The 14382-nt window shown below is 66.3% G+C and carries 14 protein-coding genes; 6 read left to right on the plus strand and 8 right to left on the minus strand.

Translation table 11 applies throughout. The annotated features are described in order from the left end of the window. The first annotated feature begins 11 nt into the window (after positions 1–11). Positions 12–416 (plus strand): DUF4156 domain-containing protein, encoded by a 405-nt coding sequence (locus CIW53_RS00495; RefSeq protein WP_149362749.1) that lies wholly within the window; start codon positions 12–14, stop codon positions 414–416. 114 nt (positions 417–530) lie between these two features. Beyond that, complete coding sequence (pssA, locus tag CIW53_RS00500) at positions 531–1931, plus strand: CDP-diacylglycerol--serine O-phosphatidyltransferase (protein WP_149362750.1); 1401 nt, start codon at positions 531–533, stop codon at positions 1929–1931. Here pssA and CIW53_RS00505 read toward each other — a convergent pair. Then, complete coding sequence (locus tag CIW53_RS00505) at positions 1915–2526, minus strand: GNAT family protein (protein WP_149362751.1); 612 nt, start codon at positions 2524–2526, stop codon at positions 1915–1917. The two genes, pssA and CIW53_RS00505, sit on opposite strands and share 17 nt — an antisense overlap. Before the next feature lie 24 nt (positions 2527–2550). Beyond that, on the minus strand, positions 2551–2757 hold the full coding sequence (locus CIW53_RS00510; protein WP_149362752.1) for a DUF465 domain-containing protein: 207 nt from the start codon (positions 2755–2757) through the stop codon (positions 2551–2553). Between the two features lie 108 nt (positions 2758–2865). Between CIW53_RS00510 and ttcA the strand changes: the two genes are divergently transcribed. From ttcA to CIW53_RS00530, 4 genes are all read left to right on the plus strand, one after another. Next, positions 2866–3717 (plus strand): tRNA 2-thiocytidine(32) synthetase TtcA, encoded by an 852-nt coding sequence (gene ttcA / locus CIW53_RS00515; protein WP_149362753.1) that lies wholly within the window; start codon positions 2866–2868, stop codon positions 3715–3717. Between the two features lie 33 nt (positions 3718–3750). Beyond that, entirely contained in the window at positions 3751–4953 is a 1203-nt protein-coding gene (locus tag CIW53_RS00520) for an amino acid aminotransferase (protein ID WP_149362754.1), read from the plus strand. 217 nt (positions 4954–5170) lie between these two features. After that, a complete protein-coding gene (locus tag CIW53_RS00525) occupies positions 5171–6088 on the plus strand; it encodes a recombination-associated protein RdgC (protein ID WP_149362755.1) in 918 nt (305 codons plus the stop codon). A gap of 114 nt (positions 6089–6202) precedes the next feature. After that, complete coding sequence (locus CIW53_RS00530; RefSeq protein WP_149362756.1) at positions 6203–6973, plus strand: YgjP-like metallopeptidase domain-containing protein; 771 nt, start codon at positions 6203–6205, stop codon at positions 6971–6973. Positions 6974–7072: 99 nt separating this feature from the next. Here the strand turns inward: CIW53_RS00530 and CIW53_RS00535 are convergent, their stop codons facing one another. The 6 genes from CIW53_RS00535 to acpA all read right to left on the minus strand — a co-directional run bounded on the left by CIW53_RS00535 (position 7073) and on the right by acpA (position 14366). Further along, positions 7073–7687, minus strand: coding sequence for a sterol desaturase family protein (locus tag CIW53_RS00535; protein ID WP_242451724.1), 615 nt, complete (start codon positions 7685–7687; stop codon positions 7073–7075). Positions 7688–7824: 137 nt separating this feature from the next. Continuing rightward, positions 7825–8769: an alpha/beta hydrolase gene (locus CIW53_RS00540; protein WP_149363399.1), complete on the minus strand. Its 945-nt coding sequence runs from the start codon at positions 8767–8769 to the stop codon at positions 7825–7827. Between the two features lie 118 nt (positions 8770–8887). Further along, positions 8888–10747 (minus strand): M1 family metallopeptidase, encoded by a 1860-nt coding sequence (locus tag CIW53_RS00545; protein WP_149362757.1) that lies wholly within the window; start codon positions 10745–10747, stop codon positions 8888–8890. A gap of 74 nt (positions 10748–10821) precedes the next feature. After that, on the minus strand, positions 10822–11463 hold the full coding sequence (locus tag CIW53_RS00550; RefSeq protein ID WP_149362758.1) for a glutathione S-transferase family protein: 642 nt from the start codon (positions 11461–11463) through the stop codon (positions 10822–10824). Positions 11464–11646: 183 nt separating this feature from the next. Further along, on the minus strand, positions 11647–12600 hold the full coding sequence (gene pip / locus CIW53_RS00555) for a prolyl aminopeptidase (RefSeq protein ID WP_149362759.1): 954 nt from the start codon (positions 12598–12600) through the stop codon (positions 11647–11649). A gap of 62 nt (positions 12601–12662) precedes the next feature. Then, the gene (gene acpA / locus CIW53_RS00560; protein ID WP_149362760.1) at positions 12663–14366 is read right to left on the minus strand and encodes an acid phosphatase; all 1704 of its coding nucleotides are present in this window, start codon (positions 14364–14366) and stop codon (positions 12663–12665) included. Between the last annotated feature and the right edge of the window lie 16 nt (positions 14367–14382).

Consider the following 14382-nt stretch of genomic DNA (forward strand, 5'->3'; position numbering starts at 1 on the left):
ACGGAGTCATCATGCGCAAGACCCTGTTGTTACTCGTCCCCGTCCTTCTGCTCGGCGGCTGCAGCTGGGGGATCACCCTGGACAGTGCCGGCAAGGGCGTGCGCACGGCGTGGAACGGCGATGTCGCCGGCTGCCGCGACCTGGGCAAGGTCACCGTGTCGGTGATGGATCACGTCGGCCCGGTCGATCGCAACGACATCAAGGTGCGCGACGAGCTGGAAGTCATGGCCCGCAACGAAGCGGCCAAGATGCACGCAGATACCATCAAGCCACTGGCGGAACCCGCCGACGGCTCGCAGCCGTGGGGCGCCTACCAGTGCGGCGCCAGTCACCTGCCATCGACACCGCAGTCAACGGTGCCTTCTTCGCGGTCGGCGCCCGGCAGCACGCAGACGTTCCCGGTACACGGCGGCTGAGGTTGCGGCGCGGAAGCATGCAGATGGCGGCGTTGCCGCATGCGGGCAGGCGCGCCGTTAGGCGCATCCGCGCGGGTTTGCGATGATGGGCGCCGTCGTATCGCCGATGTCGCCATGAACAAGTTGATCAGCACACCCGGGCGCCTGGCGCGTCGCATGATGCCTTTTCGGCGCAGGCCGAAGACATCCGCTTCGCTGGACGGTTTGCCTTTTTTTGCCGTGCCGGCCGACGCCATCGCCATATTGTCCGATCCGGCGGCATTCCGGCGCGAGCTGCTGCGGCGCATTGCGTTGGCCAGCCGGCGCATCGTGATGGTCACGCTGTATCTGCAGGACGACGATGCCGGTCGGGAGGTGCTTGACGCGCTGTACGCGGCCAAGGCGCGCCAGCCGGCACTGCAGATAACGGTGTTCGTCGACTGGCACCGCGCGCAGCGCGGCCTGATCGGAAAACAGAAGAGTGCCGGCAACGCGGGAATGTATCGCGAGTACGCGCAGCGGCTCGGCCCCGGCGTCGACATCTACGGCGTGCCGGTGCAGAACCGCGAACTGTTCGGCGTGCTGCACCTGAAAGGTTTCGTGATCGATGACGCGGTGCTGTACAGCGGCGCCAGCCTCAACGATGTCTACCTGGCGCGGCATGGACGCTACCGACTCGATCGCTATCACCTGCTGCAACATCGCGGACTGGCCGATGCGATGGCGGCGTTCGTGGAGCGGCATCTCATCGGCAGCGATGCGGTGCGCCGGCTGAACGTGGCCGACGTGCCCTCCACGAAGGCGTTGCAACCGGCGATCCGCGATTTTCGTCAGGACCTGCAACGTGCCGCCTACCAGGTTCCAGACGACGTGCTGAACGATGGTGAGGTGGCGGTGACGCCACTGCTGGGATTTGGCCGCACCGGCAACGCACTCAACGAGGCGTTGCTGGACTTGCTGCGCAGCACGAGCCGGCAGCTGATCCTGTTGACACCGTATTTCAACCTGCCGCGGCCGGTGCGCGTCGTACTGGGCCAGTTGCTGCGACGTGGCTGCGTCATCGACATCATGGTCGGCGACAAGACCGCCAACGATTTCTACATTCCGCCGGGACAACCGTTCAAGACGATCGGCCTGCTGCCTTACCTCTACGAAAACAACCTGCGCCGCTTCGCGCGGGCGCATCGCCGCCACATCGACAGCGGCCAACTCAACCTGCACCTGTGGCGCGATGGCGACAACAGCTACCACCTGAAAGGGCTGTTCATCGACGACGACATCGCCGTGCTGACCGGCAACAACCTCAACCCGCGCGCGTGGGCGCTGGATCTGGAAAACGGCCTGGTGCTGCGCGACCCCGAGCGGCTGCTGCAGGCGAAACATCAGGCGGAGTGGACCGCGCTGAAGCGGCACGCCACGCGGCTCGCCGACTACCACGCAATCGAAAGCCCGCGAAGCTACCCGGTGGAAGTGCGCAGACTGCTGCGGCGCGTGAGCCGCACGCGGCTGGACCGGCTGTTCAACCGCCTGCTGTAGGAGTGGCGAGCCGACTCAGGCGCATGTCCAGCCAGTTCGCAACGTTCGGCCATTCTTCGGCCAGGATGCTGAAGCACACGGTGTCGCGCAAACTGCCGTCGGTGCGGCGTCGGTGGGCGCGCAGCACGCCTTCGCGCTGGGCGCCGAGGCGTTCGATCGCGCGCTGCGAATCCTCGTTCAACACGTCGGTGTGGAAGGCAACCGCCACGCAGCCAAGTGTCTCGAATGCGTGTTCCAGCAGCAGGCGTTTGCAGGCGGTGTTGAGATGGGTCTTCTGCCAGCGTTTGGCGTACCAGGTGTAGCCGATGGCGAGGCGCGGGACCGCGGCGTCGATTTCGTAGTAGCGGGTGCTGCCGACGATCTCGCCGCTGTGCTGCTCGCGGATGGCGAACGGCAACATGTGTCCCTCGGCCTGACCCTGCAGCGCCTTCTCGACGTAGCTGCGTGCCTGTCCCTGCGACGGCACGCTGGTGACGACGAGGTTCCACAGCTCGCCGTCGGCGGCGGCCGCTTCCAGTGCCGGCACATGCTTCAGGCTCAGCGGTTCCAGCGCGACGTGGTCGTCGTGCAGGCGGATCGGGGTGGCTGGGTTCATCGGAAGTCCGGGGCGGCGCGGGATTCAGGCGTCGAGGTCGGGGATCAGCTTGCTCTCGAGCCGCGCGATGTTGTCTTTCAGCAGCAGCTTGCGCTTCTTGAGCCGGGTCAGTTGCAGCTCGTCGCGGCCGATGGAGGTGGCCAGCTGATCGATCGCCGAATCAAGGTCGCGATGCTCCATCCGGAGCTCGGCGAGCAAATGAACGATTTCGGCGTGATCCTGAACCTGCATGGCAACAACGTCGGTTAGGGAAAGTTCCCTAGTCTAGCGCCGTTTGACATCGACGGAAGGTGAGCGGCCAGCCGCTACAATGGGGTTCTCTCCGTTCGATTGGCCGCCATGTCCGCCCAGCCCGAAGCCACCCGCACGCCTGCCGACGAGGCCGCCAGACTGGCCGCGCGCCTGCGCCGCCAGGTCGGCCAGGCGATCGGCGACTTCGGCATGATCGAGGCCGGCGACAAGGTGATGGTGTGCCTGTCCGGCGGCAAGGATTCGTACACCCTGCTCGACCTGCTGCTGCAACTGCAGGCGAAGGCGCCGGTCCGCTTCGAGCTGATCGCGGTGAACCTGGACCAGAAGCAGCCGGGCTACCCGGAACACGTGCTGCCGGATTACCTCGGCGCGCGCGGGGTGCCATTCCACATCATCGAACAGGACACCTACAGCACGGTGACCCGGGTGATCCCTGCCGGCAAGACGATGTGCAGCCTGTGCTCGCGGCTACGCCGCGGCGCACTGTACACGTGGGCGGCGGCCAACGGCGTCAGCAAGATCGCGCTCGGCCATCATCGCGACGACATCCTTGCCACGTTCTTCCTCAACATGTTCTACCAGGCGCAGCTGAAGGCGATGCCGCCGAAGCTGCGCTCGGACGATGGCCGCCACGTGGTGATCCGCCCGCTGGCGTATTGCCGCGAGAGCGACATCGCCGAGTACGCGGCGATGCGCGAGTTCCCGATCATTCCCTGCAACCTGTGCGGCTCGCAGGACAACCTGCAGCGCCAGGCGGTGCGGCGCATGCTGGCCGAGTGGGAACGCCAGCAGCCCGGCCGCAGCGAAAATATCTTCCGCGCGCTGACCCGCGTATCACCTTCGCATCTGGCCGACCGCCAGTTGTTCGATTTTCTCGGCGTGCAGAGCGCCTGGCCGGTCGCCGACGCAGCGGGTGAGACCGCCGCCACCCACGCTTGAGCCATTCATCCCTTTCACCTTCGAGTAACTGCCGTGTCCTACTTTGCATCCGTCGAAATGGCGCCTGGCGATCCGATCCTGGGCCTCACCGAAACCTACGTGGCCGATCCTCGGCCGGGCAAGATCAACCTCGGCGTGGGCATCTATGTCGACGAGCAGGGACGCATTCCGCTGCTGCCGACCGTGCATGAGGTGGAGCTGGCGCTGGCCGCCGCCGCGAAACCGCGCGGCTATCTGCCGATCGACGGACTGGCCGCGTACAACCGACTGACCCAGGAACTGGTGTTCGGCGCGCAGTCGCAGTTGCTGGCTGCCGGTCGCGTGGCGACCGCGCAAACCATCGGCGGCAGCGCGGCGCTGCGCGTGGCGGCCGATCTGCTGAAGCGGGTGGCTGGCGCGGGCGCGAAGATCGCGATCAGTCATCCGAGCTGGGGCAATCATCACGTGGTGTTCCGCACAGCCGGTTTCGAACTGCTGGACTATCGTTATTACGACGCCGCCACGCATGGTCTGGATTTCACCGGCATGCTGGAGGACCTGGGCAAGCTGGAACCGGGCACCGTCGTGCTGCTGCATGCGTGCTGCCACAACCCCACCGGCGTCGACCTGGAGGCGGCGCAGTGGCAGCAACTGATCGAACTGCTGAAGGAGCGGCGCCTGCTGCCGTTCATCGACATGGCCTACCAGGGTTTCGACAAGGGCACCGATGCCGATGCCACCGCGGTGCGCTTGCTGGAGGCTTCGGGAGTCGAGGCGTTCGTGGTCGTCAACTCGTACTCCAAGTCGTTCTCGCTGTACGGCGAGCGGGTCGGCGCGTTGTCGATGGTCGGCGCCGACCGGGACGAGGCCGCGCGGTTGCAGTCGAAGATCAAGCAGACCATCCGCACGATCTATTCCAGCCCGTCCACGCACGGCGCGGCACTGGTCGCCGGCGTGCTCGGCAGCACCGAGCTGCGCGCGCGCTGGGAGCAGGAGCTGGGTGGCATGCGCGGGCGAATCCACACGATGCGCGCCGGTTTCGTGGAGAAGCTGGCCGCGCTCGGCGCGCCCGACTTCGGCTTCATCAACAAGCAGGCCGGCATGTTCTCCTACTCCGGCCTGAGCAAGGCGCAGGTGCATCGGCTGCGCGACGAGCACGCGATCTACGCGCTCGACAGCGGGCGCATCTGCGTGGCGGCACTCAACCAGGACAACCTGGACACTGTGGCCTCGGCGGTGGCGGCAGTCTGCCGCTGAGTGTCCATCACCTCAATCACTTCGAGCCTTCACGAACCTCAGACGAACCCCCACCGTTCGTCCCCGGATCAAGTCCGGGGCAAGCTCTGAGCGTAGCGCGGCGAAGTCGAAGGACATCGCTGCGACAGCCTTCGACTTCGGCCTTCCAGGCCTACGCTCAGGGCGGATGGTGGGAGCTGAAATCTCGCCTACGGGCCTCACAAAATCCGGATACCGAATGTTCTTTCGCAACCTTACGCTGTTCCGCTTTTCCCCCGCCGTCGCCAAGGATCTCGACCGCCTCGACGAGGCGCTGGCCGAGCATCGCCTGCGCCCGTGCGGACCGCTGGAGATGTTCACCAAGGGTTTCGTGCCGCCGGTCGGGCGCGGTGAGAACGAGCCACTCACGCACGCGGTGAAACAGTGCACGCTGCTTACGGTCGGCGGCGAGGACAAGCTGCTGCCGGCCGCCGTGATCAACGACGAGTTGCATCGCAAGGTGCAGAAAATCGCCGAGGAAGAGGGCCGCAAGGTCGGCGGCCGCGAGCGCAAGCGGATCAAGGAGGATCTGCTGACCGAACTGCTGCCGCGCGCCTTCGTGCGCAATTCGCGCATGTCCGCCTATGTCGACAAGAAGAACGGCTGGCTGGTGCTGGACACCTCCAGCCGCAAGTCGGCCGAGAATGCGCTGAGCCAGATTCGCGAGGCACTGGGCAGCTTCCCGGCGGTGCCGCTGGCGCCCGAGGAAGGCCCGCGCGTGTTGATGACCGACTGGCTCTCCACCGGCAACCTGCCGGCCGGGCTGACCCTCGGCGACGAATGCGAACTGCGCGACCCGGCCACCGCCACCGGCGCGATCGCCCGCTGCCGCCGGCAGGACCTGGACGCCGAGGAGGTCAAGGAACACCTGCGCAACGGCAAGCAGGTATTCATGCTGGGTCTCACCTTCGACGACCGGATCAGCTTCGTGCTGGGCGAGGATTTGATCATCCGCAAGCTGAAGTTCCTCGACGTGGTGATGGACGAGCTGGGCGACAGCCAGCAGGACGCCCAGGCCGAGCTGGACGCCAGTTTCGCCCTGCTGACGCTGGAACTGGAGCGGCTGCTGGGCAAGCTGGAGGAATGGTTCGGCCTGCCGCGGCCGGCCGATAGCTGAACGAGAAATCCATTCCCGTTTCACCGACCGGCGCGCCATACTGGGCGTCCGGTCGCCTGTCGGCGTCCGGATTTCCCGATTGATCGGAACCGCCCGGCAAGAACAGGCAGGATCATGGCGCAGCATCTGGAAGGCGATTGGCTGGAACTGGCGACGATGGGCGGCAGCATCATCCGGGTGCAGAAGGCCGCCCATCCGCGCGCGCGCCGGCTGCGCCTTACCGTCACGCCCAAGGGTGCACGGGTGTCCTATCCGCAGGGCACCCATCCGGCCCAGGTCAGTGCCTTCCTGCGCAGCCACGCCGACTGGCTGGAGCAGAAGCTCGACGAGTTGAACCTGATCGCCAAGCCGCTGCCGCCGCTGCGGGTCGGCTATCCGTGCAGTTTTCCGCTGCGTGGCGAGCTGGTCGAGCTGGATTGGGCTGAAGGTACCTACCCGAAGATCGACGCGCATGCCGACGGGCTGACCCTGGTGATCCCGCGCCCGCATACCCGGGCACTGCCGATCGCCCGCGGCCTGCTTGCCTCGCACCTGGAATCGCTGATCCGTCGCGACGTCTCGCGCTGGCTGGCCGGCTACGTGCCGCAGCTGGGGCTGGCGCCGACGGCATTGAAGATCCGTCCGATGAAGAGCCTGTGGGGCAGCCTGGACACCCGCGACCGCATCAACCTGGACCTGGCGCTGGCGCTGGCGCCGCCGGCCGCACTGCGCTACGTGCTGGTGCACGAGCTGTGTCACCTGAAGGTGCGCAACCACTCGCCAAGATTCTGGAGCCAGGTGGAAAACCTGCTGCCGAGCTGGCGCGAGCAGCGTGACTGGCTGCGCGTGCACGGCGCGATCCTCAAGGCTGAACTGGACCGACTGATCGCCGATGTCGCCGATTGACGTGCTGTGGGAGCGACTTCAGTCGCGATGCTCTTGTCTCTGGTGAGGGAAGGGCATCGCGACTGAAGTCGCTCCCACAAAAAGCGGTGTTCTCGCCATTCAGCCCTTGCGCGGCTGCCGCACGTAGCGCGTGCCCAGCAGCACGTCCCACAGCGGCGTGGTGAGACCGAAATTGCTGTCCGGATGATAGTGATGGACGTGGTGCGCGCCAGCCCAGCGTCGCAGCAGCGGCTGCTTGAAGCGGACGTGGTGGATGATGAAGTGGCTGAGCCCGTAGATGATGTAGCCCAGCGTGATCGAGGCGGCCAGCATCAGCGCGAAGCCGACCGGCATGACCAGAGCGAACAGGCCCGCCAGTGCAAGCAGCACCACTGCCGGCAGGAAGAACGGCAGCGAGTCGTAGCCGAGCGGTTGCTCATGATGCGTGCGGTGCCCCTGCTCGAACAACGGCACCCGCGTGTGGAACATCCAGCGGTGAAAGAAATACTCGATGAAACTGAAGGCGAGCAGGCCCAGTCCGAACGCCAGCAGCGCGGACAGCGGACCACCGGCATGGTGTCGCCAGCCCTCGATCGCCAGCAGCAAGGCCAGGGCGGCATCCACGCCGACTTCGGCCCAGTAGTTCGTGCGCGTGGCGGACATGCGCACGATCGCATCCACGACAGTGCGTGGAAAACTTTGCTTCATCGGTTGTTGCATGGTTCCGTTTTTCATGCAGATGGACACCCCAGGCCATGGAGCAGGCCCGCATTCTCCCATGTTGTCATGCGCAATTCACAATGGCGTGGCAGGGCCGCACGGGTCCATTCAGCATCCCGTCGCGATCACCGCACGCATCGCGCGGCCGGGATTCAATGCGACAAGGCGAAGCCGGTGAGGATCTGCGCGGTCTGCTCGGGCTTTTCCAGCATCGGCATGTGGTTGCAGCCGCTGATGGTGCTGGTGCTGATCGCGCTGGCGGCAGTCAAGCCGTTGCGCAGGCTGTCCAGCGCAGAGATGTCGACGATCCGGTCGTCATGGCACCACAGGCCGAGCACCGGCATGGTCAGCTGGCCGAGTCGGTTCTGCACGGCAAGATATTGCGAGGGATCGCGCAGTTCGTCGAAGCCGCGTTCGATGAAGTCGTGATCGCGCTGGTTGCGTTCGACCAGCACGTCGACGAAGCGGCCGGGCAAGTCGAGCGGCTTTTCGAAGGCCATCGTGGTGGCGTGCACGAAGCCGGCGCGATCGTGGAACACGAACGGATCCTTGCCTGCCTCCACCTCGCGATCGAATGCGCTCGGCGTGCTCTTCAGGCCGGTCGCGTCGACCAGCGCCAGTTCGGCGACATGCTCGGGGTGTTCGCTGGCATAGACGCCGGCAATGGCGCCGCCCGTCGAATGGCCGACCAGCACGAAACGCTGCAAGCGCAAGGTCTGCACGAAGGTGTCCAGGCGCGCGGCCTGGGTGTCGATGTTGTAGCTGGCGGCAGGTACGCGCGACGACTCTCCCCAGCCGGGCAGGTCGGGGATGATCAGGTGAAAGTGCGGCGTCAGCAGCTTCGCCACCTTCAGCCAGATCTCCTTGTCCGCGGCGAAGCCGTGCAGCAACACGATGGTCGGGCCATCGCCGCCCTCGTAATAGACCCAGCGCGTGTCGCCCGCCTGCACCGAGTGCTTGTCCAGGTGCGCCGCCATTGCCTCGCGCTTCACGTTCGCCTGCAGCAGCCACTGCGGTGCGAACAGGTAGCTGCCGCCCAGCACGATCATCAGCAGTGCGACGAGCCAGGCGAGGAATTTCAGCCGGCGCAGCAGCATGCGCTTCCATAGCGGGGTGGTGGGGCTTGTCGATGGAGGCATGATGGTTTCTTGGTGAGGTCGTGGCATGAAACACTCCCTCCCCCTGCTCGGCAGGGGAGGGATCGCACCGGCTTGCCTAGTGCTTGTGTGCAGTTTTTGCCGAGGCAAAAACCGACTCCACCACCTGCTGCGTCAGCGGGTGGTAACCGGCCTTGGCCTTGGCGTAGACCTGCTCGGCATACGCCAGGCCTTCCGGTGTTTTCACGAAGGCCTTGTACAGCGGCGTGGTCAGGTAGAGCCGGCCGATCCGCGTCATGTGTTCGGCGGCGGCCGTCCAGACGGCCTTGTCGCCGGCGGCGATCGCGTGGCTGTACCAGCGCATGCCGATCTCCGCGTTCGGCGTGCCGGTGAGGTGCCATGCGGCGTCGAGCTGCTGCAGCTTGTCCAGCGGCGCGACGTCGGGCAGGCGGTCCAGGAAGTACATCCACTCCTGGGTGTTCCAGTCCTTGGCGTCGAGCTTCGTGGCGGCGAGCGAGCCGGCGAGGAAGTCCGTGCGTTCCCGGTCGATCGCGTTGAAGCGCGGCGAGTCAGGCAGCGGCGCATCCTTCGGAATGCCTTCGCCGTAGACCCAGGCCTTCACCTCGTCCCAGCTCATCTTGCCCGGATACTTCTCGATCAGGTTCGGCCTGAGGAAGGCGAGCATCTGCTCGGTGGTGATGCTCTGGAACGCGAAATGGTCGAAGTAACTCTTCAGGTATGCATCGAAATGTTCGCGGCCGTAGCGTTGTTCGAGCGTGCGCAGGAACCACGAGCCCTTGTCGTAGGCCACGTCGGACAGCGAATCGTCGGCGCCGACACCGCGCGGGTCCGGTGCCAGCTTCTGCGAGTTGGCCGGCATCTTGCCGATCTCCTTCTGCAGCGCGCGCGCGGACAGCAGCGCCTCCTCGTCGGCCAGCGACTTGCCGTACAACGCTTCGGTGATGCGGCCCTGCACGTAGGTGGTGATGCCCTCGTTGAGCCAGATGTCGCGCCACGACGCGGCGGTGATCAGGTTGCCCGACCAGGAATGCGCCAGCTCGTGCGAGATCACGCTGACCAGGCTCTTGTCGCCCACGATGATCGTCGGCGTGGCGAAGGTCATGTTCGGGTTTTCCATGCCGCCGAACGGGAACGACGGCGGCAGCACCAGGATGTCGTAGCGGCCCCAGCGGTACGGGCCGTACAACTTTTCCGTAGTGGCGATCATCTTCTCGGTGTCCTCGAACTCGTGCGCGGCCTTGCCGACCACCGAGGGTTCCGCGTAGACCGCCGAACGCGGGCCGGTTTCCTTCACCGCGATGTCGCCGGCAGCGATCGCCAGCAGATAGGACGGGATCGGATGCGGCTGGTCGAAGCTGAAGTCGCCGTTCAACGGATGCTTCGCGTCGTTGATCGCGCTCATCACCACGCGCACGTCCTTCGGTGCGGTGACGTGGGCGTCGTAGGTGAAGCGGATCGCCGGCGAATCCTGCAGCGGCACCCACGAGCGCGCATGGATCGACTCGGACTGCGAGAACATGAACGGCAGCTTCTTGTCCGCCGTCTGCGCCGGCGTGAGCCACTGCAGGCCGGACGCTTCGGGCGAGGTGGTATAGACGATGCGCACCTGCGCCGGGTGCTTCGGCGCGGCGATGGTCAGCTTGCTACCGAGTTCCTTGTCGCGCGGCGCAAGAATGTATTTCAGCGGCGTGGCCTTGCCGTCGGCGGCGAGCGCGTCGATCTTGGCGATCTTCAGGTCGCGCGTGTCCAGCACCAGCGAGGCGGCTTTCGGGCTCTTCCAGTCCAGCTTGAGCGTGGCCTGGCCATCGAGCCGGCGCTGCGGGAAGTCGATCTTCAGGTCGAGATCCAGATGGGTCACGACCACCTGGCCGGGCTGCGCGTAGGAGTGCGGGTCGGCGGCGTAGGCGGCCAGTGGCAGCATCAGCGTGCCGAAGGCGAGGGCGGGCAGAAGGCGCATGGACGATTCTCGGAGCGTAAAACCCCGAGTATGCCATTGCCGTCGTGGCGTACGCCCGTGACGAAAGCCGTGGGTCAGGGCAGTTCGTTCGACGAATGCGGGTCGATCGCGTAGGGATGCATTTGCGCCAGGAACCCTGGTTGCGCCTCGACCCGCGCGACCCAGGCGCGGAAATTCGGGTAAGCCTGCAGCGACAACCCGGCCTCTTCCGCGCGGCTGGCGTAGGCGAACAGCGCGATGTCGGCGATGCTGTAATCGTCACCGGCGATGAACGATCGCGTCGCCAGCTCGCTGTCCAGGATGCCCAGCGTGCGCGTGGCGGCCTGCCGCTTCGCCGCCACCAGCTCGGCCGGGCGCTGCGCCAGCTTGCCGGTCATCGTCCAGTGGCGCAGCGCGCCGATCACCGACTCCACCCGCTCCTGCTCGAAGCACAACCATTGCTGCACCTTGGCGCGGCCGAACGGACCGCCCGGCAGGTACGCCGTGCCGTCGGCGAGATACGCGAGGATCGCGTTCGACTCGGCCAGCACGCGGCCGTCATCGAGCCGGATCGCCGGCACGGTGCCGGTCGGGCTGATGCGCAGGTAGGTCTCGCTGCGGCCTTCGCCCTCGAAAATGCTGATGGGCACCGTGCGGTATGGCCGGTCCACATGCTGCAGCAACTGGCGGACTTTCCAGGCGTTCTGCGAGGGCAGGTAATCGAACAGGGTGAGCATGGGCGGCATTCCGCTGGATCAGGAATGCCGATGGTGGCGCGTGCCGCCATCGGGCGATATCCGTTTCTTGCGGCGGTGGACTGATCCCGTGGGAGCGGCTTCAGCCGCGATGCTTTTGCTCCAGCGAAAAGCATCGCGGCTGAAGCCGCTCCTGCAAAAAAAGCCGCAATGATGACGGGTGGCTCAGACGTAGCGGTCTGCCAGGCGGTCGGTGGCCTGCACCAGTTGGTCGACGATCGCCGGGTCGGCGGCGCTGTGGCCGGCCAGCACGATGTGCAGGTCCGCCTCCGGCCATGCCTGGCTCAGGTCGTACGCGCTCTTCACCGGGCAGATGATGTCGTAGCGGCCTTGCACGATGGTGGCGGGGATGTGCCGGATGCGATCGATGCCGTGCAGCAACTGGTCCGGTTCGAGGAAGATCGCGTGGCGGAAATAATGCGCTTCCATGACGGCCAGGCTGACCGCCTTGTGCGGATCCTCGAAGTCGCCGCCGCCGTCGGGGTCGTGCAGCAGCGTGGTGCTGCCGCCTTCCCAAGCGCTCCAGGCCTTCGCGGCGGCGATGCGTGTTGCTTCGTCGTTGCCGGTCAGGCGACGCCAGTAGGCGTCCAGCATCGAGCCGCGTTCTTCGGGCGGGATGAAATCGAGGAAGCGCGCCCAGCGTTCCGGGAAGATCTGCGCCGCGCCGCCGCCCACCTCGTTGAACCAGCGCAGCTCCGATGGCCGACCCAGGAAGATGCCGCGCAACACCAGCGCCAGCACGCGTTCGGGATGTGTCTGCGCATAGGCGAGCGCCAGCGTCGATCCCCACGAGCCGCCGAACACCACCCAGCGTTCGATGTCGAGCCGCTCGCGGATCGCCTCGATGTCGGCGACCAGATGCCATGTGGTGTTGTCGGTGAGTTCGGCGAACGGGGTGGATTGGCCGGCGCCGCGCTGGTCGAACAACACGATGCGGTAACGCGCCGGATCGAAGAAGCGCCGGTGGTACGCCGACAGGCCGGCACCGGGGCCGCCATGCAGGAAAATCACCGGCAAGCCATCGGGGTTGCCGCATTCCTCGACGTGCAGGGTGTGGATCGCGTCGACGGCGATGCGATGGGTCAGGTATGGCTCGATCTCGGGGTACAGCTGGCGCATGGGGGAAATCTCCGCAGAGAGAACAGGCTGCCTCTCCCCGTGAGCGGGAAGAGAGGTTTCAATCAGCCGAATTGCAGCGCGGCCGTGAGATCGCCCGGCGGCGGACCGCCGGCGGCGATCATCGCCTCGTCGCGCAGTTTCAGCCCGGGCAGTTTTTCGAGGCCGAAGCGACGGGTGAGGAAGCGCAGGATCGAGCCGGTGTCGTAGACGGTGTGGTCGACGAAGCCCTTCCTCGCGTGCGGCGACACCACCAGCGCGGGAATGCGCGTGCCGGGCCCCCAGCGATCGCCCTTGGGCGGGGCCACGTGATCCCACCAGCCACCGTTTTCGTCGACCGTGATCACCACCAGCATGTGCGGCCACTGTGGACTGTTCTGCAGCGCCTCGACCACCTGCGCCAGGTGGCGGTCACCGGCTTCCACGCTGGAATAACCGGCGTGCATGTTGAGGTCGCCCTGTGGTTTGTAGAACGACACCGCCGGCAGCGTGCCGGCTTCGATCGCGGCGATGAAATGGTTGCTGCCGGCGTCGGAACCGAGGCCACCGTCGCGCAGGTGCGCCGCACGTGCGGCGGTACCGGGTGCGAACTGGCGGAAGTAGTTCAGCGGCTGATGGTGCGCCTGGAAGTTCGGGCTGGTCGGTGGGCCGTTGTCGGGCTCTTCGCCGCCATGGCCTTGCAGCGCCGCTTCCCAGCCGCCGGCGTACCACGCCCAGTCGACGCCCTTGGCCGACAGCACGTCGCCGATCGTCAGGTGGGTTTGCGGCGGCAGCGTGTAGGCGTCGCTGGCGTCGGCCAGTGCGGGATCATGCGGATCGCGGGTAAAGCCGGGGGCATATGCCGGGCCCATCGTGTTGACCGCATGGAAGTCGGGAGTCAGCGTATCGGGCACGGCGAATTTCGCGCGGCCCTGCATCGCGCTGGCCGGCGAATCGTCGGCCAGCCGCGGGCGCGTGCCGGTGGGGTCGTCGCCTTCCAGTGCGGCGATGTGGAACTTCATCGGGCCCTGGTCCGCGTGCGGATAGAACGGCGGCTGCGCCGCCACCAGGTATTGGTGGTTGAGGAACGAACCGCCGAACGCGCCCATGAAGAAGTTGTCGCACAAGGTGTACCGGCGGGCCAGCTGCCACAGCTGCAGGTTCGCGGCGTTGTCGGTGTAATGGCCCATCACCAGCGCGCCGCTGTTGCCCCAGGCGACGAAGCCGTCGTTGCGACCGCCGTTGATCTGCAGCTGGTTCTCATAGAAGCGGTGCACCAGGTCGCGGGTGACCACCCCATGCGGCAGCGGCGTGCCGTCCGGCATGGCCAGGGCGAATGGGCGGTTCGGCAGGCCGATGATCGCCTTCTCGTCGATGTGATAGCTACGTTGCCCGATCATCTGCGTGCGCGGCACCAGGCCGCCCCAGATCGGCGGCAGCTGGGCGAGCACCGAGCCGTCGCGATCGCGTTGCAGATAGTCCTTCGGCTGCAGTAGATCCAGTGGCTGCGCCAGGCCGGGAAACCCGGCGAACAGGTTGTTGAAACTGCGGTTCTCGGCGTACAGCACCACCACCTGCTGGATGTGCTCGCGCAGCAGGGCATCGAGCGCCGCGTCGGGCAATGCGCTCGCGCCGATCGCGCCTGCGCGCGGGCCGGGCAGCGGGCGACAGCTGCCCAGGCCCAGCGCCGCACCGGCCGCCACGATGCCGCCGAGCAGACGCCGCCGTTCGGGATTGCGCGGCGCCTCGTCGTCGGCGCCGGGCGGCAGGTCGGTCGGTTTGTCGGTCATCGGCGTCGTCGTGGGC

This window comes from Rhodanobacter sp. T12-5 (genome assembly GCF_008329435.1).
Classification (GTDB): Bacteria; Pseudomonadota; Gammaproteobacteria; order Xanthomonadales; family Rhodanobacteraceae; genus Rhodanobacter.

What these genes read in the sequence shown, in the direction of transcription:
- pip (WP_149362759.1), bottom strand. Translation starts at nt 12,600, where the DNA reads ATGCGCCAGCTGTACCCCGAGATCGAGCCATACCTGACCCATCGCATC.
- CIW53_RS00510 (WP_149362752.1), bottom strand. Translation starts at nt 2,757, where the DNA reads ATGCAGGTTCAGGATCACGCCGAAATCGTTCATTTGCTCGCCGAGCTC.
- CIW53_RS00545 (WP_149362757.1), bottom strand. Translation starts at nt 10,747, where the DNA reads ATGCGCCTTCTGCCCGCCCTCGCCTTCGGCACGCTGATGCTGCCACTG.
- CIW53_RS00525 (WP_149362755.1), top strand. Translation starts at nt 5,171, where the DNA reads ATGTTCTTTCGCAACCTTACGCTGTTCCGCTTTTCCCCCGCCGTCGCC.
- pssA (WP_149362750.1), top strand. Translation starts at nt 531, where the DNA reads ATGAACAAGTTGATCAGCACACCCGGGCGCCTGGCGCGTCGCATGATG.
- ttcA (WP_149362753.1), top strand. Translation starts at nt 2,866, where the DNA reads ATGTCCGCCCAGCCCGAAGCCACCCGCACGCCTGCCGACGAGGCCGCC.
- CIW53_RS00530 (WP_149362756.1), top strand. Translation starts at nt 6,203, where the DNA reads ATGGCGCAGCATCTGGAAGGCGATTGGCTGGAACTGGCGACGATGGGC.
- CIW53_RS00535 (WP_242451724.1), bottom strand. Translation starts at nt 7,687, where the DNA reads ATGAAAAACGGAACCATGCAACAACCGATGAAGCAAAGTTTTCCACGC.
- CIW53_RS00495 (WP_149362749.1), top strand. Translation starts at nt 12, where the DNA reads ATGCGCAAGACCCTGTTGTTACTCGTCCCCGTCCTTCTGCTCGGCGGC.
- CIW53_RS00550 (WP_149362758.1), bottom strand. Translation starts at nt 11,463, where the DNA reads ATGCTCACCCTGTTCGATTACCTGCCCTCGCAGAACGCCTGGAAAGTC.
- acpA (WP_149362760.1), bottom strand. Translation starts at nt 14,366, where the DNA reads ATGACCGACAAACCGACCGACCTGCCGCCCGGCGCCGACGACGAGGCG.
- CIW53_RS00505 (WP_149362751.1), bottom strand. Translation starts at nt 2,526, where the DNA reads ATGAACCCAGCCACCCCGATCCGCCTGCACGACGACCACGTCGCGCTG.
- CIW53_RS00540 (WP_149363399.1), bottom strand. Translation starts at nt 8,769, where the DNA reads ATGCTGCTGCGCCGGCTGAAATTCCTCGCCTGGCTCGTCGCACTGCTG.